General features: G+C 63.1%; 15 protein-coding genes and 1 pseudogene. 10 read left to right on the top strand and 6 right to left on the bottom strand.

What is annotated here, in order from left to right; genetic code table 11:
• Positions 1–130 precede the first annotated feature (130 nt).
• Entirely contained in the window at positions 131–1,741 is a 1,611-nt protein-coding gene (locus tag GWE18_RS10575; protein WP_275185709.1) for an acyl-CoA synthetase, read from the top strand.
• A 379-nt stretch (positions 1,742–2,120) separates the two neighbouring features.
• On the opposite strand, the gene GWE18_RS10570 is transcribed toward GWE18_RS10575, so the two are convergent.
• The 3 genes from GWE18_RS10570 to GWE18_RS10560 are packed head-to-tail and all read right to left on the bottom strand — an operon-like array spanning position 2,121 to position 3,404.
• Positions 2,121–2,633: an SRPBCC family protein gene (locus GWE18_RS10570; RefSeq protein WP_275185708.1), complete on the bottom strand. Its 513-nt coding sequence runs from the start codon at positions 2,631–2,633 to the stop codon at positions 2,121–2,123.
• Complete coding sequence (locus tag GWE18_RS10565; RefSeq protein ID WP_275185707.1) at positions 2,630–3,097, bottom strand: SRPBCC family protein; 468 nt, start codon at positions 3,095–3,097, stop codon at positions 2,630–2,632. The genes GWE18_RS10570 and GWE18_RS10565 overlap by 4 nt, the downstream gene beginning before the upstream one ends.
• A complete protein-coding gene (locus GWE18_RS10560; RefSeq protein WP_275185706.1) occupies positions 3,090–3,404 on the bottom strand; it encodes a helix-turn-helix domain-containing protein in 315 nt (104 codons plus the stop codon). Before GWE18_RS10560 ends, GWE18_RS10565 begins: the two co-directional genes overlap by 8 nt.
• A 120-nt stretch (positions 3,405–3,524) precedes the next feature.
• Here GWE18_RS10560 and GWE18_RS10555 point away from each other — a divergent pair, with 120 nt between their 5' ends.
• From GWE18_RS10555 to GWE18_RS10540, 4 genes are all read left to right on the top strand, one after another.
• Positions 3,525–4,970, top strand: a complete 1,446-nt coding sequence (locus GWE18_RS10555) for a hypothetical protein (RefSeq protein ID WP_275185705.1) — start codon at positions 3,525–3,527, stop codon at positions 4,968–4,970.
• A 9-nt stretch (positions 4,971–4,979) separates the two neighbouring features.
• Positions 4,980–5,534 (top strand): hypothetical protein, encoded by a 555-nt coding sequence (locus GWE18_RS10550; RefSeq protein WP_275185704.1) that lies wholly within the window; start codon positions 4,980–4,982, stop codon positions 5,532–5,534.
• Between the two features lie 243 nt (positions 5,535–5,777).
• Positions 5,778–6,395 carry a LysE family translocator gene (locus GWE18_RS10545; protein WP_275185703.1) on the top strand — a complete coding sequence of 206 codons (618 nt, stop codon included), beginning with the start codon at positions 5,778–5,780 and terminating at the stop codon, positions 6,393–6,395.
• Positions 6,396–6,466: 71 nt separating this feature from the next.
• Complete coding sequence (locus tag GWE18_RS10540) at positions 6,467–7,444, top strand: DUF3592 domain-containing protein (RefSeq protein WP_275185702.1); 978 nt, start codon at positions 6,467–6,469, stop codon at positions 7,442–7,444.
• On the opposite strand, the gene GWE18_RS10535 is transcribed toward GWE18_RS10540, so the two are convergent.
• Positions 7,441–8,244 carry an N-formylglutamate amidohydrolase gene (locus GWE18_RS10535; RefSeq protein WP_275185701.1) on the bottom strand — a complete coding sequence of 268 codons (804 nt, stop codon included), beginning with the start codon at positions 8,242–8,244 and terminating at the stop codon, positions 7,441–7,443. The two genes, GWE18_RS10540 and GWE18_RS10535, sit on opposite strands and share 4 nt — an antisense overlap.
• Before the next feature lie 100 nt (positions 8,245–8,344).
• Here GWE18_RS10535 and GWE18_RS10530 point away from each other — a divergent pair, with 100 nt between their 5' ends.
• Positions 8,345–9,253 (top strand): transglutaminase family protein, encoded by a 909-nt coding sequence (locus GWE18_RS10530; RefSeq protein ID WP_275185700.1) that lies wholly within the window; start codon positions 8,345–8,347, stop codon positions 9,251–9,253.
• 148 nt (positions 9,254–9,401) lie between these two features.
• Positions 9,402–9,800 (top strand): gamma-glutamylcyclotransferase family protein, encoded by a 399-nt coding sequence (locus GWE18_RS10525; protein ID WP_275185699.1) that lies wholly within the window; start codon positions 9,402–9,404, stop codon positions 9,798–9,800.
• A 168-nt stretch (positions 9,801–9,968) separates the two neighbouring features.
• Here the strand turns inward: GWE18_RS10525 and GWE18_RS10520 are convergent.
• Positions 9,969–10,537: pseudogene (locus GWE18_RS10520) on the bottom strand (chlorite dismutase family protein).
• Positions 10,538–10,766: 229 nt separating this feature from the next.
• On the opposite strand from GWE18_RS10520, the gene dnaG reads away from it, so the two are divergent.
• On the top strand, positions 10,767–12,782 hold the full coding sequence (gene dnaG / locus GWE18_RS10515; RefSeq protein WP_275185698.1) for a DNA primase: 2,016 nt from the start codon (positions 10,767–10,769) through the stop codon (positions 12,780–12,782).
• 393 nt (positions 12,783–13,175) lie between these two features.
• Positions 13,176–15,290 (top strand): RNA polymerase sigma factor RpoD, encoded by a 2,115-nt coding sequence (gene rpoD / locus GWE18_RS10510; protein ID WP_057901109.1) that lies wholly within the window; start codon positions 13,176–13,178, stop codon positions 15,288–15,290.
• 373 nt (positions 15,291–15,663) lie between these two features.
• On the opposite strand, the gene GWE18_RS10505 is transcribed toward rpoD, so the two are convergent.
• Positions 15,664–15,900 (bottom strand): hypothetical protein, encoded by a 237-nt coding sequence (locus GWE18_RS10505; protein ID WP_275185697.1) that lies wholly within the window; start codon positions 15,898–15,900, stop codon positions 15,664–15,666.
• 151 nt (positions 15,901–16,051) lie between these two features.
• Between GWE18_RS10505 and GWE18_RS10500 the strand changes: the two genes are divergently transcribed.
• Complete coding sequence (locus tag GWE18_RS10500; protein WP_275185696.1) at positions 16,052–17,398, top strand: MFS transporter; 1,347 nt, start codon at positions 16,052–16,054, stop codon at positions 17,396–17,398.
• Position 17,399: the final 1 nt, after the last annotated feature.

Below are 17,399 nucleotides of genomic sequence, written 5' to 3'. Positions count from 1 at the left end.
ACAAAAACGTCTCTCCTCGTCATGCCCGGGCTTGTCCCGGGCATCCACGTCTTTAAACTATCGACAAGCAAACAAGCAAAGACGTGGATGGTCGGGACACGCCCGGCCATGACGAGGAACGATCAGGGTCATGCTCACCGAAGCTTCAACCTACGACGAGCTCTACCGCAATTTCCGCTGGGACATTCCCGAGCGCTTCAACATGGCGACCGCGTGTTGCGACCGTCACGCCGATGGCTCCGGCCGGCTCGCGCTTGTTTATGTCGACGAGGACGGCGCCACCGCGCGCACCTCGTTCGACGAGGTCGCAGAGCAGTCGCGCCGTTTCGCCAACGTGCTGAAGGCCGACGGCCTTTCGCGCGGTGACCGCGTCGCGGTGTTCCTGTCGCAATCCCTGGAATTGCCGATCGCCCATCTTGCGGCGTTCCGCTCCGGCATGATCTCGATTCCACTATTCGCGCTGTTCGGCGAGGACGCGCTGGAATTCCGCCTGTCGAATTCCGAGGCCAAGGCCGTCGTTACCGACGAAAGCGGCTGGGAGAAGCTCAAGAAAATTCGCGATCGTCTTCCTGCGCTATCGAACATCTACGTGATCGGTGATCGCGCGCCCGCCGAGGCAAAACCGTTCTGGACGTCGTTGAAGGCGGCGTCGCCGGATTTTGCGACCGTCGATACTTCGGCGGACGATCCTGCCCTGATCATCTACACCTCGGGCACCACGGGTAATCCCAAGGGCGCGCTGCACGCCCATCGCGTCGTGCTCGGCCATCTGCCGAACGTCGAGATGTGCCACAATTTTCTCCCCAAGCCGGGCGACCTGATGTGGACGCCGGCCGACTGGGCCTGGATCGGCGGGCTGATCAACGGCCTGCTCTCGTTCTGGTATCACGGCATTCCCCTGGTCGGCCACCGCGCTCGCAAATTCGAGCCGCAGGCGGCGATGGCGATGATGGCCGAGCTCGGCATCCGCAATACCTTCCTGCCGCCGACCGCGCTGAAGCTGATGCGGCAGGCCGGCGTGAAAAATGCCGGCGTCAAGCTGCGCAGCATCTTCACCGGCGGAGAGTCGCTCGGCGGCGAATTGCTGGGCTGGGTGCGCGAAACCTTTGGCATCGACGCGCATGAAGTGTTCGGCCAGACCGAATGCAATCTCGTGATCGGCAGCAACTCGAACCTGTTTCCGATCCGGCCCGGTTCGATGGGCAAGGCGACGCCCGGCTTCGACGTCCGTATTGTCAATGACAAGGGCGAGGAGTTGCCGAGGGGTGAGCGCGGCATCATCGGCGTGCGCCAGCCATGTCCGTGCACCATGATCGAATATTGGCGCAATCCGGAAGGAACCGCGAAGAAATACGCCGGCGAGTTTCTTTTGACCGGCGATCTCGGCGTGCAGGATGAGGACGGCTATTTCTGGTATGTCAGCCGGGAGGACGACGTCATCACCACCGCCGGTTATCGCGTTGGCCCGTCGGAGATCGAGCACACGCTGATGAAGCATCCGGCGGTGGCGATGTCGGCGGTGGTCGGCATTCCCGATCCGATCCGCACTGAATCCATCAAGGCCTGGATCGTGCTGCGCCCGGGCTTTGCGGCAAGCGACGCGCTGGCGCGCGAGATCCAGGAGTTCGTCAAGGTGCAGCTCGCCGCCCACGAATACCCGCGCTTCGTGCAGTTCGCCGAGACGCTGCCGATGACGGCGACGGGCAAGGTGCTGCGGCGCGAGCTAAGGGCGTTGGGGTAGGGCAGGCCTCACCGTCGTCGCAAACTCTCGCCGTCGTCCCTGCGAACGCAGGGACCCATACCGCGTGATCTATCGAGGAAGAGCGGATCGCGGACACTCGGCGTTAGCCAACGACCGCCGCAGATCGCTGAGGCAAAGCCGTCTCCCTCCCTGCCCATTACACCAGCCGCGGCGTATAGGCCCCTGCGTTCGCAGGGGCGACGACCTGATGGGTTCTGGCCTTTCCCAATGTCGTCCCTGCGAACGCAGGGACCCATAACCACCGGCGGCAATTGTTTTGCAGGCCAGTTGTTATCTTGTCTTTTCCAACGACGACTGCCGCGGAGTATGGGTCCCTGCGCCCGTGCGCAACTGCGCACTGGGCAGGGACGACAATTGCCTACGGCGTTCCGATCCCCATTTTCTTCAGCGCGGCCAGCATCCGCTCCGGCGGCTGCATCTGGATCGTCAGTGCGTTGCCGGTTTCCAGGAGGCTCTTCAGGCTGGAGAGGATCGCCGGCCAGCCGGTGCGGCCGCCGGACAAGATATCGTCGCTGATCTCGCGATCGTGCGACTGCAGCATCGTCAGCTTCACCACTTGGCCCGCCGGTTCGATCTCGTAGGTGACGAGCGTCGGCCCGAGCTTTTCCACCAGCGCCGGCCAGTTGACGTTGAAGGTGACGGTGAGCTTCCTTGGCGGCTCGCATTCGATCACCTCGCCCGAAATATGCAGGGCGCCGTCAGGTGTGCGCATGATGAAGGCGCCGCCGATCCTCTGATCGACTTCGACCGAATGGCCGGAAAAATACTTTCGGCTGAACTCGGCACTGGTCAGAGCCTCCCATACCTTCTCCGGCGTGGAGGCGATGTAGATGGTGTAGACAATGGCGGGCTTGAAATTCTCTATGTTCATGACACGCCCTCGATGCCGAGCGCGGAAACCGGAATTTCCAGCGCGGTTCCAGATTCCAGCAGGCTCTTGAGGCTGGACATAATGGCCGGCCATCCCTTGGAGATGCCGTCCAACAGCTTGCTGCCCTCTGCAAAGCCTTCATGCGTGAGTGTCAGCTTCACGAATTTGCCGTGCTGCTCGATATTGAACACGACCTTCGAAGGCTTCTCGTTGCGGTACGCCTCATTGGTCACATGCTTGAAAGTGTAGGAGAGCCGCCGCGGCCGGTCGGCCTCGAGGATCTCCCCGGTATCGGTCGTGGTGCCGTTCATGACCAGCGCCAGAGGCGAGCCGACCTTCCAGTCGGATTTCAGCTCGGTGCCGAACCAGTAGCGTTTGGAGAATTCGCTGGACGTCAGTGCCTCCCACAATTTCTCCGGCGTGGTCTCGATATAGGTGACGTAGACAAATTCCGGCTTACTCATCACGCTTCTCCAACTTTCGTTTCAACTCGCTGAGGGCGCCAAGTTTCCCGCGCTCGAATTTCTTGATCCAGCGGTCGCCGATCTGATGGATCGGAACCGGATTGATGTAGTGCAGCTTCTCCCGGCCGTGCCTCAGCGTCGTGACGAGGTTGGCCGCTTCGAGAACCCCAAGGTGTTTTGTAACCGCCTGCCTTGTCATGGCGAGGCCGTCACAGAGCTCGTTCAGCGTCTGTCCGTTTTTGGCGTGAAGCCTGTCGAGCAGCGAGCGCCGCGACGCATCGGCAAGCGCTTTGAAGACTTCATCCATGGCTTGGATAATAGGCAACCAAATGGTTGCATGTCAAGGGCGTGTGTTGGGCGCGGCCCACATCCTGTGTTATCGTGCGTTCAGCCAGCGCAGATTGGCCTTGAACAGTCGGGGTGGAACATGAGCGGTCGCCTCAAACTCGCAGCCCTTTTCTCGATTTATCTCCTCGCAGGCTCAGGCATCGCGAGCGCGCAGCAGCAAGTGATCGGCGCGCCGCCCGAAGCGCTCAACATGAAGCTGGTTGGAACCAGCGACCTGCAGGCGCGCAGCGCCTATCAGCCCACCATCCATCACCAGGGCGACCGCTGGATCGCCTATATCGGCCATCACGGCGGCAGCGACGAGATTCCGGCGCCGGTCAATCCGCAGACCGGCAAGGCCGAGCCGAACGGCACGTCGATCGTCGATGTCACCGATCCCTCGCAGCCCAGATATTTGCGCCATCTCCCGGGTCAGGAAGGCAAGTATGAAGCGGGCGGCGCGCAGATGGTGCGGATCTGTGACGGCAAAGCCTTGCCGAAGGGCGATCGCAATGCGGTCTACATGCTGCGGACCTTTGGCGGCGCGGCGCATGAGATCTGGAACGTCGCCGATCCCGCCAATCCCGTGCCGGTGACGCGGATCGCGGGATTAAAGGACACGCACAAGAGCTGGTGGGAGTGCGACACCGGCATTGGCTTCCTGGTGTCGGGCGCGCCCGACTGGCGCACGCGGCGCATGACGCAAGTCTATGATCTCTCCGATCCCGCGCACCCGCAGAAGATCCGTGACTTCGGCCTTCCCGGCCAGGAGCCCGGCTCGACAGGTGCGGTGCCGACCGAGCTGCATGGACCGATCTCGACAGGTCCTTCCGGCAACCGGGTCTATTTCGGCTACGGCACCAACAAGGGCGGAATCCTGCAGATCGTCGATCGCGAGAAACTGCTTGATGGTCCCAGGGAGCCGACGCCGGACAATCTGCGCATCCCGGAAATTGCGCGGCTGACGATGTCGGCATTCAACGGCGCCCACACGACGTTTCCAATGCCGGGCATGCCGATTGCGGAATTCGCGAAAGATAAAGACGGCAAGACCCGCGACATCGTCATGATCGTCGATGAGGCGATCCTGAACGAATGCAACGAGCCGCGGCAGATGGTGTGGTTCGCCGATGTCACGGTCGAGAACCGGCCGATGATCATCTCGAACTATACGGTGCCGGAGGCGAGCGGATCGTTCTGCGAGCGGGGCGGGCGGTTCGGCGCGCATTCCTCCAACGAGAGCATGGCGCCGGTCTTCTACAAGAAGATGGCGTTCATATCCTTCTTTAATGCCGGCGTGCGCGCGCTCGACATTCGCGATCCCTATCACCCCTTGGAAGTGGGCTATTTCATTCCGGCGATCACGGCGGCGACCGACAAGCGCTGCGTCAAGGTCGACGGCAAGGATCGCTGCAAGGTCGCAATCCAGACCAACAATGTCGAAACCGACGAGCGCGGCTACATCTACATCGTCGATCGCGCCAATACCGGCCTGCACATTCTGGAACTGGCCGGACCGGCGCGCGCCGTCGCAGGCATTCAGTGAGGACGCGCGATGCGTCGCTGGCCGGTCATTTCATTTGCGGTCGTGGCGCTCGGCGCGTTGTCAGGCGCTGCGGCGTATCAGCATGCGGCACCGCGCCAGCACGAAGGAAATGGCGCGTGGCAGGAAATCGCCTGGCCGTTTCCCCGCGATGGCTGGCCCGCAGGCAAGGCGTTCCGCTGTCGTGCGGCGGCGTGCGGCGGCGAGGTGGAGCTCTACGTGCGGCCGAAGATGGGTTTCTGCAATTGCGACCGCGGCGTCGCCGACGACGATGAGGTCGATCGCGTCGCCGATCTCGATCTGATGAGCCAGCATTTTGCGGCGCTGGCGCCGGGCCAGACGGTCCGGCTCGGCGATATGCCCGGACGGATCAGGGCCTATGACCTCAAAATGCCTAACGGTTCCCCGCACATCGCCGTCGGCGTTGCGGTCTCGCGCCGCTGCGATCTCCTCGTTGCGCTCGCGCACGGCAGGGCCGATGCACCCGAGATGCGGCGCGCGGCTCTGGCGTTTCTGGCGAGTAGCGAAATGACGCGCTGGATGACGGCTGCGATGGAAGGTCGGTAGCTTGCTGCCTTCTTACCTCGCCCCGCCTGCGGGGAGAGGTCGCCGCGCTCTTTGCGCGGCGGGAGAGGGGGTACAGGTCTATCAACGACCACAGCATTCGCGGAGAGACGCCCCTCATCCCGACCTTCTCCCCGCAAGTGCGGGGAGAAGGAGCAGAAGCAGTCGTGAATGAGGAAGCACAGCTTCCATCTCATCCCCTCACATGCATAATGACGCCAATCGCCCTCTCACCGGAATCTCCTCATGTCCCTTCAAGCCTATTTCGCCTTTGTCGCCGCCTGCATTGCGCTAGCTCTGTTGCCGGGTCCGGTGGTGACGCTTCTGATCGCGAACGGTCTGCGGCATGGCACACGCGCGGCGCTGATCAATTGCGCCGGCGCGCAAACCGGCCTCGCGATCGTGATCGGCATCGTCGCGGTCGGCCTGACTTCGCTGATGGCGACCATGGGCTACTGGTTCGACTGGGTGCGCTTTGCAGGCGCCGCCTACCTGATCTGGCTCGGCATCAAGCTGATCCGGTCCCCAGTCGAAGGCGTCAACGCCGATGAACCGCCGCCTCCGCCGCGCGGCGGCTTCTTCCTGCAGGGCTTTCTGGTGCTGCTCTCTAACCCCAAAGTGCTGGTGTTTTTCGGCGCGTTCATTCCGCAGTTCATGGACATGGAGAAGCCCCACTTGCCGCAAGTGGCGCTGCTCGGCATCACCTTCATGGTGATCGCCGCCTCGACCGATGCGGTCTACGCGCTGCTCGCCGGCCGGGCGCGGCTGTTCTTCTCCAAGCAGCGGACGCGGCTGCTGTCGCGCATCTCCGGCGGCTTCATGATCGGCGGCGGAATCTGGCTGGCGCTGACGCGGGCGAAGTAAATCCGGATGCGCTGTTGAACCCAGGGCGGCGGCGTCGCGTCTAACCGCCAGCCGTCTCTGGGGAACAAGCCGTGCTGCCCGACCTGCCGTGGTTCGTCTATCTGATGCTATTGGCCCCCCTCGGGCTGATCCTCGGGGCTGCCGTCTACAAGACCTTGCAGGTGCGCGCCGCGCGCGAGTGGCCGTCGATCGCCGGCAAGGTAGTGGCCTCGGAAGCCGAGGTACGCGAGGTCAAGGTCATCGACAGCGAGCGCGAAGACGGCTTTCGGATGGAGCAGCGCAACTTCGCCAACGTCATTTACGAATATTCGGTGGCCGGACAGAAGCTGCGCAACAACCGCGTCAGCATCGGCGAGGACCGCGGCGATTTCCAGCTTGCCGAAACCATCGCCAAATATCCGGTCGGCGCCGTTGTCACCGTCTATTACAATCCGCTGCATCCGGATCAGGCGGTGCTGGAGCGCGAGCTGCCCAAGGGCATGTGGGGGTGTCTTGGGATCGGCACGGCAATCGTGCTGGCGATCGTGTTCGGCTCGGCCATCGGCCTGCACAAGATCACCGAATTCGTGACGGCGCGAATTCCGCTTCAAGGAAACGCCGCCGCATCCGTTGCCTTCGGTGCGTTCGGTACCGTAGTGGCGCTGTTTGCGCTTATCCTGCACCGGCAGGCGTCGCTGGCCATGAAATGGCCTGTCGTGACGGGCACGATAAAACTCTCCGATATCGAGGAGTACTGCGCCGCGCCGACGGAGGGGAGGTCGCGCGGGCAGGTCATGTACCAGCGCCGGGTGTCCTACACCTACAAGTACAACAACCTCACCTACACCAACACGCATGCGACGCTTGCAAGCAGTGTCGCTTCCAACTCGATCTGGCTGGTCCGCAAATCCACGACTGATTACCACAACGGTGCCACCGTGAAGGTCTGGGTCAATCCCGACAATCCGGCGCAGGCGACGCTGGAGCCGCATGCCGGGTTTGTGTGGGTGATATGGCTCGCCGCTGCAGCGATTTGGGGCGTGGCGTATTACGCCGCCGTTCAAGGCTAGGCCGACAACAATTGCTGCGCCCGCATCATGGTTTCAATCTCACCCAAAATCCTTGCCAGCCGCTCCGCCCATGCCTGCTCACCCGCCTGATCCGAGATCAGGTCCTGGCGGATTTCGATCCCGGTATTCATCAACCCGCGCGCCTCGCCGTGCACGGGGATCGTGTAGTCGGTCTCGTCGCTGACCGCATAAGGCTCGTTGTCGCCGACCACGAGATCGCCCTCGGCGCGCAGCGATTGCAGCAGCAGCGGCGGCAGATGCGTGTCGCGATGATAGAGCGTGCCGATGTGCCAGGGCCGCGCGATTCCGGCATAGATGGGCGTAAAGCTGTGCAGCGACAGCAGCACCGTCGGCATATCAGCGCTGCCGCGCTGGTCGATGATCTCGCCGATGCGCCGGTGGTAGGGATCGAAGATCTGCGCGCGCCGTATCGCGGCGGCCTCGCGCGAAATGCCCTCATTGCCTGAAATCGTGGTGGCCTCGCTGATGCGCGGGATCGAGCTTGCGACGTGGGGCGGACGGTTGCAGTCGATAACGAGCCGCGAATAGCGCTGCACGATCAGGTGGGCGTCGAGATGTCTTGAGAGCGCCTCCGCGACGCCGGCAATGCCGATGTCCCAGGCGATATGCCGCACCAGTTCGCTCTCGGGCAGGCCGAGATCGCCGAGCGCGCGCGGGATCAGCCGTCCATAATGGTCGCAGGTCAACAGGAACGGCGACCGCCCCGCTGCGTTGAATTCGCGGACCGGAGGAACGTCTTCGGCGCTAAGAAGCAGGGCAGTATCGGTGGCGTCGTCCAAAGCATTTTCCTTCAAGCAGTGCCTAGCGAAGCGGCATACCGATCCGGAATTGGGCAGGGGGCGTCTGGATGTTTAGTGCAGAATCGATGATTGTCTGACGATGCCGCGCCTGACCATCCATCACAAGACCGTTTATCGCTATACGCGCCCGGTCGCATTCGGCGAACATCGCATCATGTTGCGGCCGCTGCCGGGACATGATCTGCGCATCCTCACGAGCCACCTCGCGATCGAGCCGCAGCCGATGCAACTCCGCTGGATCCACGACGTGTTCGGCAACAGCGTCGCGATCGCGACTTTCGACGAGCGCGCCGATACGCTCTCGTTCACCGCGACCGCCACCGTCGAGCACAATCCGGCGGAGGAGTTTGCGCTGACCGCCGAGGATCCCGCCTATTTCTATCCATTCCTCTACGATGATGAGGAACTCCCCGATCTCTTGCAGTTCATCACGCCGCAGTATGGCGATCCCAATGGCGAGTTGTCGGCATGGGCGCGGAAATTTCTCGACGCGGAGGGGCCAACGCCGACTTTCAGTATTCTAAGCGGCTTGACGCATGGCATCCGCGAGGCCTTCAACTACCGCAAACGGTACGAGCAGGGCACCCAGCATCCGCTCGACACGCTGCAGACCGGCTCCGGGACCTGCCGCGACTATGCGCTGTTCATGATCGAGGCGCTGCGCCGGCTAGGCATCGCTGCGCGTTTCGTCTCCGGTTATGTCTTCATTCCCGGCGACAGCGCGCATGGCTATGTCGGCGGCGGCTCTACGCACGCCTGGGTGCAGGTCTATCTGCCGAGCGCCGGCTGGATCGAGTTCGATCCGACCAACGGCATCGTCGGCACCCGCGACCTGATCCGCGTCGCCGTGGCGCGCGACCCGCGCCAGGCGATCCCGCTGCATGGCACTTATCTCGGCTCTCCGGACGCGTTCGCCGGGATGGAGGTCGACATCAACGTCGTTTCGGTTGGTGAAGCGAAGGCGGAGCAGAAAGCGGAGAAGGTTTGACCATGGCATTAGCGACGACTTGTCAGCCGCAACTCACGAAGCCGGAAGCAATCCATGTCCCCGCGTGCAGCCTATGGATTGCTTCGCGGAGCCTGTCATCGGGCGCGCATTCGCGCGACCCGTTGGCTCGCAATGACATAGGAAGCCCATGATTTCAGATCGACTGTTCGTCTACGGCACGCTGATGCGCGGCTTCGACCATCCGATGGCGCAATTGTTGTCGCGCAGCGCGGATTTTTTGGGGAACGCCACCTGCCGCGGCCGGCTCTATCTCATCAAGCATTATCCGGGGCTGGTGCTGTCGGATGAACCTGCCGACATCGTGTTCGGCGAATTGTACCGCTTGCGCGACCGCGACGCGCTGCTCGGCGAACTCGACATGTATGAAGCCTGCGGCGCCGGCTTTCCGGAGCCGACCGAATATGTCCGTCTCATGCTGACCGTGACGCAGGTGGACGGCGCGGAAGGCGAGGCGTGGACCTATGTCTACAACTGGCCCGTCACCGGCCTGCCGCAGATCGCCTCTGGGAAATTTCTGGAGAAATGAATCTCTTGTCCCGGACGCGGCGTAGCGTTCCCTGGCGATGCGAGCATCGTCCGGTACGTTGCACCGCAGAGCCGGGACCCATGCCCGACGTGTTATATCGCAGCCATAGGCCCTGGCTTAGCAGCGCAGCACTTTCGCGCTGCGCAGCATCCGGGGCACGAGAGCTGATCACCCCGCATCCAGCCGTTCGCGCTCCATCCTGATATCTACCTCGCGTTCGACATAGCGCCATTCCTCGGTGGCGCGCAGCGTGCGGACCAGTTCCTCGAACTCGTCCGCATGCGCGGGCGCGTATTCGAACCAGGTCAGGAAGTCGAAGGGCTCGCCGAGATCGCGGCTGTGATAGAGCTGGCGGGCGATCGCCGGCAGATATTTCAGGCTATTCGCGATGTGGTGCGACTTGTCCTCGAAGACCTGCCGCCGCTCTTCCTGCGTCAATTCCCACCACGCCGCCGATTTCTTGATCGGGATCAGCGCGGCATAGGTTGCCTCTCCGGCCGGCCGATCTCGGCGGGTGAGGCGTCAAGCTGTTTCTTTTCGGCGCGCTCGGCATAGCGCAGATGGCTGGCGACGCCGGCCAGGCGCCAGGAGGTCGGCGAGGGCATCATTGGCAGCGCGATCGTCAGCGAATGCACGACCGACAGGGCCGGCGTCGGCGAAAGCGACGCGCCCTTCACTGGCGCAAACCGCGTCACCCGCCACGCCCCGCTCCTGCCGCCCCGGAAAACCGTGAACATGCCGACATGGAAGCGCGGAACCGGGTTCGGATCAAGTTATTCGCCGTCATTCCGGGGCGCGTAGCGAACCCGGAATCTCGAGATTCCGGGTTCGATGCTACGCATCGCCCCGGAATGACGGCCCCTGTGTATAGCGGCAAGAAGCCAGATAAACTTCGCTTTCAGGCCCGGCCCATCTATATCCATGATCGGTTGGCAACCGCGCCGCGACTTAAGGCCCAAATCACCCATGCGCTTCACGCCCCAATTCCTCGACGAACTGCGCGCCCGGCTTCCGGTTTCGGAAGTCGTGGGCCGGCGCGTCAAGCTGAAGAAGGCAGGAAAGGAGTTCAAGGGGCTTTCGCCGTTCCAGCAGGAGAAGACGCCATCCTTCTTCGTCAACGATCAGAAGCAGGGGTGGTTCGACTTCTCGTCGGGCATGAACGGAAACATCTTCGATTTCGTGATGAAGACCGAAGGCGTCTCGTTTCCGGAGGCCGTCGAGCGCCTCGCCGCCATGGCCGGCCTGCCGCTGCCGGCGGCGACCCCTGACGCCGCGCGGCACGAGCAGCGGCGCAAGACGCTGCATGACGTAATGGAACTCGCGGCAAAATTCTTTGCCGACACGCTGGCGTCGCGCAACGGCGCCAAGGCGCGCGGCTATCTCGGCGACCGCAGCATTTCGCCGGCGACCCAGCTCCAGTTTCGCCTCGGCTATGCGCCCCCCGATCGCTTCGCGCTGAAGGAATATCTGGGCGCGCAGGGCATTTCGACCGAGGACATGGTGGAAGCGGGGCTGCTGGTGGCGGGGGAGGACAAGCCCGTTCCGTTCGATCGCTTCAGGGATCGCGTGATGTTTCCGATCACCGATGCGCGGGGCCGCGTCATCGCCTTCGGCGGCCGCGCGCTGGAAAAGGACGTTCCGGCCAAATATTTAAACTCGCCGGAAACGCCGCTGTTTCACAAGGGCGATAATCTCTACAACCTCGCAACCGCGCGGCAGGCCACGCATAACGGCAGCCCGCTGATCGTGGTCGAAGGCTATGTCGACGTCATCGCCATGGTCACCGCGGGCTTTGCCGGCGCGGTGGCCCCGCTCGGTACGGCTTTGACCGAAAACCAGCTCGCGCTGCTCTGGAAGATGGCGGACGAGCCGATCCTCTGCTTCGACGGCGACCGCGCCGGACAGAAGGCCGCCTATCGCGCCGCCGATCTCGCGCTGCCGAATCTGTTGCCCGGCAAGAGCCTGCGCTTTGCGCTGCTGCCCGAAGGGCAGGACCCCGACGATCTCGCCCGCACCGGCGGCCGCGTCGCGATCGAGGAAGTGATCTCGGCGGCGCGCCCACTCGCCGACATGATCTGGTCGCGCGAGATCGAGGGCGGAACGTTCGCCACGCCGGAGCGGCGCGCGGCGCTGGAAGCCAAAATCAACGAACTCAGTAACGGCATCCGCGACGAGGTCGTGCGCCGCTATTATCGCCAGGATCTGGCCGAGCGGCTGCAGCGCACCTTTGCACCCGACGCCGGGCGCGGCGGCTACGGCCGGGGCAATTTCCGTGGGGGCGGGCAGGGCGAATCACCCCGCCGTTTTGCCCCTCGCGGGACCTTCCCGAGCGGCTCGGCCGGCCGATTCGCCCCCCGCGGCAACCGCCCGCCGGGAGCGGGTCCGGGAATCAGCTCCGGCCCCTACCAGGCGGCGAGCCCCCAGCTTGCGACCAGTCCGATCATGCGCGGCCAGCGCAGCGCCATGTCCCGCCGCGAGGCCCTGATCCTGCAATCCCTGATTAACCACCCCTGGCTGTTGCACGACCATCTGGAGGAAGTGGCCGCCCTGGAACTGGCCCATCCCGAAGCCAATAAGCTCCGCGCCGCCGTCATCGCAGCCTTCGCCAACGACCATCACCATTCCCCCGACGTCGAAGAGCAGGCCGAGAAAATGCGCGCCGATCTCGAAGCGCGCGGATTAGGCGAGGTTCTTCAAAGGGTTGAGCGGGCGATCACGACCGCGGCGGTCTGGGGCGCCAAGCCCGGCGCAGCGCGCGAAGACGTTTTGGCCACTTGGCAGCAACTCGTTGTCTTGCATCAGAAAACGCACGCCCTACTTAGGGAGAAGAAAGATGCCGAGCTGGCGTTGGGCGATGAGTCCAGTGAAGCCAATCTGGCATGGCTGAAGGATGTCAGCGCCCGTCTGGAGTCGCTCGACGGCACCGAGGCCTTGATCGAGGGTTTTGGCGAGCTTTCGGGCCGGTTCCGGAAGAGCGTGTGAAAAGAAAAATGATGCGGACGGCGGCGGCCGAGCCCGCAAAAAGACTCGCCAAATCCTTGGTTTGGCGGCAAAAACAGGGTTAAGCGAAGCTTAACAGTCCGAAGGTTACACATATAGGCACCCAAGGGCTGTTGGCATAACACCGACGATGGCGGGTTAAGGGGTGGCGACGGTCTGCGCCGCCCTTTGCGCGTCGTGAGGATGCGAATACTCAGGGGCACGAGCGTGATCCGGAAAAGTGGAATCAATTTTCCGAAAAGGATCGCGCGCTAAGAGCAAGGATCTAGCGGGTTGGCTTTTCAAACAAAAGACACCCCGCTGACGACTTCAGTAATTCAGTGGCGGATGGCGTTGCACGCCATTCCGCACGAGCGCGTTTCGGGAGCTTGATGAATGGCCACCAAGGCAAAGACGCTGCAGGTTAAGGACAAGGAAAAAGACGACAAGGCAGCGGACGCCCCGGAGAAGGATTCTGCCGACGCGCCGTCGCCGTTGCTCGACCTCTCCGATGCCGCCGTCAAGAAGATGATCAAGCAGGCCAAGAAGCGCGGCTTCGTGACCTTCGATCAGCTCAACGAAGTGCTGCCGTCCGACACCACCTCGCCCGAACAGATCGAGGACATCATGTCGATGCTCTCGGACATGGGCATCAACGTCTCCGAAGCCGAAGAGGCCGACGAGGAGGCCGAGAAGGAAGAGGCCGACGACGACACCGATAACGAGCTTGTCGAGGTCACGCAGAAGGCCGTCACCGAAGTAAAGAAGTCCGAGCCCGGCGAGCGCACCGACGATCCCGTCCGCATGTATCTGCGCGAGATGGGCACGGTGGAATTGCTGTCGCGCGAGGGCGAAATCGCGATCGCCAAGCGCATCGAGGCCGGCCGCGAGGCGATGATCGCAGGCCTCTGCGAAAGCCCGCTGACCTTCCAGGCCATCATCATCTGGCGCGATGAATTGAACGAAGGAAAGATCTTCCTTCGCGACATCATCGATCTCGAAGCCACCTATGCCGGCCCTGACGCCAAGAACAACATGAACCCGGCGTTGATCGGCGCGCCCGCCGGCGCCGACGGCCAGCCCGTCGCCAACGGCACGGCTGCCGCGCCCGCGCATGTAGCGCCGCCGGCTGCTCCCCCGTCGGCGACCCCGTTCCGCACCGCGCCCGATGGCGACGGCGAGGAGAAGGATCCGGCCGAAGCCGCCGCCGAAGGCGACATGGAAGACGACGAGTTCGAGAACCAGATGTCGCTCGCCGCGATCGAGGCCGAGCTGAAGCCGAAGGTGGTCGAGACGTTCGACAAGATCGCCTCCGAATACAAGAAGCTGCGCCGCCTGCAGGAACAGGACATCGCCAACCAGCTTCAGAGCGAGTCGCTCTCGCCCTCGCAGGAGCGCAAGTACAAGAAGCTGAAGGACGAGATCATCGTCGAGGTGAAGTCGCTGCGCCTGAATCAGGCCCGCATCGATTCGCTGGTCGAGCAGCTCTACGACATCAACAAGAAGCTGGTCTCCTTCGAAGGCCGCCTGCTGCGCCTCGGCGACAGCCACGGCGTCGCGCGCGAGGATTTCCTGCGCAACTACCAGGGCTCGGAGCTCGATCCGCGCTGGCTCAACCGTGTGTCGAAGCTGTCAGCCAAAGGCTGGAAGAATTTCGTCCATCACGAGAAGGACCGCATCAAGGATCTGCGCCACGAGATCCAGTCGCTGGCAGCCCTCACCGGTCTTGAGATCGGCGAATTCCGCAAGATCGTGCACGGCGTGCAGAAGGGCGAGCGCGAGGCGCGCCAGGCCAAGAAGGAAATGGTCGAGGCCAACCTTCGCCTCGTGATCTCGATTGCCAAGAAGTACACCAACCGCGGCCTGCAGTTCCTCGACCTGATCCAGGAAGGCAACATCGGTCTGATGAAGGCGGTCGACAAGTTCGAGTACCGCCGCGGCTACAAGTTCTCGACCTACGCCACGTGGTGGATCCGGCAGGCGATCACGCGCTCGATCGCCGACCAGGCCCGCACCATCCGCATTCCCGTGCACATGATCGAGACGATCAACAAGATCGTGCGCACCAGCCGCCAGATGCTCAACGAGATCGGCCGCGAGCCGACGCCCGAAGAGCTCGCCGAAAAGCTCGGCATGCCCCTGGAGAAGGTCCGAAAAGTTCTCAAGATCGCGAAAGAGCCGCTCTCGCTCGAAACGCCGGTCGGTGACGAAGAGGATTCACACCTCGGCGATTTCATTGAGGACAAGAACGCGATCCTGCCGATCGATGCCGCGATCCAGTCCAACCTGCGCGAAACCACCACGCGGGTGCTGGCCTCGCTCACCCCGCGCGAAGAACGCGTGCTCCGCATGCGCTTCGGCATCGGCATGAACACCGACCACACGCTGGAAGAAGTCGGCCAGCAGTTCTCGGTCACCCGCGAACGCATCCGCCAGATCGAAGCCAAGGCGCTGCGCAAGCTGAAGCATCCGTCGCGGTCGCGGAAGCTTCGGAGCTTTTTGGATAACTGATTGTAAGTCAGTATTGACTGTCATGCCCGGGCTTGACCCGGGCATCCATCAAAAAAAACGGCGGGCGAAAGCCCGCCGTTTTTGTGTGGTCAGGTCGCACCAAATTCTCGCGCAGCGCCCGGGGCCACCCCTCTCCCCACCCTCCCCGCAAGGGGGGGGAGCCGTACCAGTGTGCTCACCTCACATTGCATCTTGGCTATCCCTGATGTGATTGGCACGAGTCAGGGACGCGTCGGCGGCAGGGTTCCCTCTCCCCTTGCGGGGGAGGTGGGGAGAGGGGTGCCGCTTGCTCCGCTGGTAGTTAAGCACGTGGATAACGCCGCTCTCCGGCGATCGCGACGTTGGTTGATGTAACCGGGCGTTGCTTGCGAGCCTACTTCTTCTTCGCCCCAACACGGCTGATGCTCTTGATCTTGAGCGGCGCGCGGCCGGATTTTTCGGCGATCTCGCGGTCCTGCTCCATGATATATCCGCGCGCCGGTTCGTCGCCATCGAGGCCGCCGAGCAGCTCGGACGGCACGCGGCGGTTGGAGCGTTGCGAGTCGTCTTCATAGACGACGTTGAAAAAGGCGAACTCGCCTTTGGGATTGGTCCCGGGTTTCTTGGCCATGCGGGCTTGTCCTCGATAGAGGCGCCGCTGTCAAAGCAAATCACCCTCGCTGCGCGCCGGTCCGCCCTGCGACCGCGCCGGTGAGGCTATTTGTCTATAACCGCCTTGCCGGCATACTGTTCGCTTGGAATAAGCGGAAGGGGCATTGGTGATGCCGGCAGCCTTCAACACCAAGAACGACCTCGGACCGGTGCTGATAGCCTGCTGCCTTGCCATGCTGGCGGTGGGCGACAACAGCACGGCGATCATGGCCGGGCTACCCGAAATGAGAGCCAGCCTGCAACTTGGTCCGGCGGAGGTCGAATGGGTGGTCAATGCCTATCTCCTGACCGCCGCGATATTCATCATCGTCGGCGGCGGCGCGGCGGATCGGCTTGGGGCACGAAGGTCCTCGGTTGCCGGCATTGTCTTGTTCGCTATCGCCTCGCTGATCATTGCGCTTGCACCAGCCGGATTCGTGGTAGTCGGCGCACGTGCGCTGCAAGGGCTGGGAGCTGCGTTCGCCGTGGCCGGTACACTTGCCGCGGTGACCGAAGCCGCGCCTGACTCGCGGCGGGCGGAGGCGATCGGCGCCTGGACCGGCTTCCTGATGCTCGGCTTCAGCATCGGACCGCTCGTCGGCGGGGCCGTGACGCATTACGCGGGCTGGCGCTTTATCTTCTGGTTGAACGTCGCCGCCATGGTGCCCGCAGCGCTGATGTTGCTGCGGCATCCCGGCGCGCAAGGCGGTCGCACGATTTCGATGGACTGGATGGGCCTTGGCATTCTCGCCGTCTTCATGGTGACGCTGATATCGGGGTTGCAGGCGCTGGCGCATATCCGCGTCAACCCGCAAGCCGCAATGGTCCCGCTCGCGCTGGCGGTGATTGCGTTCGGTGGACTGATCTGGACGGAGACGCGGCGCCGTCAGCCGCTGGTCGACTTCGGCCTGTTCTCGAACCGCAGTTTTGCGATCGCCGCCGGCCTCCTGTTTCTCGTGATGTTCGACATCATGACGCTGCTGCTCTACTACAATCTCATGGCGCAATCTGCTGATGGGCTCGGCATGTCAGCCGTTGCGGCCGGCCTTTCTCTGCTGCCGCTCTCGGTTGCGCTGTTTGCTTTCGCGCGAGCGGCTCCCTCTATTGGAATGAGCATCGGCGTGCGGCGCATGCTGACGGGTGGATCGCTCCTGCTTGCGCTCGGCTGCGCGATCATCTGGTCGTCGTTTCAGATCGAAGCGAGATTTGCTCTTCTGATGCCCGGCCTCTTTGTCGCCGGCGCTGGAATCGCGCTCACTTACGCCTCGGCGCCGCGGCTCGGACTTGCAGCGCTGCCCCAATCGCAGGCGGGGAAAGGCTCTGGGTTACTCAATTCGTGCAGCTTTCTCGGCGGCACGGTCGGGGTGACCTTCGGAGGTATCGTCTTCGCGCTGACCGGATTTCCCGGCGTGCTCGTGATGCTCGGAATTTCGGCGCTGGCCAGCGCCGTGCTCTGCCTTCGGCTGCACGTGGATTGAA

The organism is Bradyrhizobium sp. CSA112, assembly GCF_029051645.1.
In the GTDB taxonomy this organism is placed as follows: Bacteria; Pseudomonadota; Alphaproteobacteria; order Rhizobiales; family Xanthobacteraceae; genus Bradyrhizobium.
This window is presented reverse-complemented; position numbering and strand designations above follow the sequence as displayed.

Excerpts from the sequence above, each read along its gene's own strand:
- GWE18_RS10575 (WP_275185709.1), top strand. The coding sequence starts at position 131 with ATGCTCACCGAAGCTTCAACCTACGACGAGCTCTACCGCAATTTCCGC.
- GWE18_RS10570 (WP_275185708.1), bottom strand. The coding sequence starts at position 2,633 with ATGAACATAGAGAATTTCAAGCCCGCCATTGTCTACACCATCTACATC.
- GWE18_RS10565 (WP_275185707.1), bottom strand. The coding sequence starts at position 3,097 with ATGAGTAAGCCGGAATTTGTCTACGTCACCTATATCGAGACCACGCCG.
- GWE18_RS10560 (WP_275185706.1), bottom strand. The coding sequence starts at position 3,404 with ATGGATGAAGTCTTCAAAGCGCTTGCCGATGCGTCGCGGCGCTCGCTG.
- GWE18_RS10555 (WP_275185705.1), top strand. The coding sequence starts at position 3,525 with ATGAGCGGTCGCCTCAAACTCGCAGCCCTTTTCTCGATTTATCTCCTC.
- GWE18_RS10550 (WP_275185704.1), top strand. The coding sequence starts at position 4,980 with ATGCGTCGCTGGCCGGTCATTTCATTTGCGGTCGTGGCGCTCGGCGCG.
- GWE18_RS10545 (WP_275185703.1), top strand. The coding sequence starts at position 5,778 with ATGTCCCTTCAAGCCTATTTCGCCTTTGTCGCCGCCTGCATTGCGCTA.
- GWE18_RS10530 (WP_275185700.1), top strand. The coding sequence starts at position 8,345 with ATGCCGCGCCTGACCATCCATCACAAGACCGTTTATCGCTATACGCGC.
- GWE18_RS10525 (WP_275185699.1), top strand. The coding sequence starts at position 9,402 with ATGATTTCAGATCGACTGTTCGTCTACGGCACGCTGATGCGCGGCTTC.
- dnaG (WP_275185698.1), top strand. The coding sequence starts at position 10,767 with ATGCGCTTCACGCCCCAATTCCTCGACGAACTGCGCGCCCGGCTTCCG.
- rpoD (WP_057901109.1), top strand. The coding sequence starts at position 13,176 with ATGGCCACCAAGGCAAAGACGCTGCAGGTTAAGGACAAGGAAAAAGAC.
- GWE18_RS10505 (WP_275185697.1), bottom strand. The coding sequence starts at position 15,900 with ATGGCCAAGAAACCCGGGACCAATCCCAAAGGCGAGTTCGCCTTTTTC.
- GWE18_RS10500 (WP_275185696.1), top strand. The coding sequence starts at position 16,052 with ATGCCGGCAGCCTTCAACACCAAGAACGACCTCGGACCGGTGCTGATA.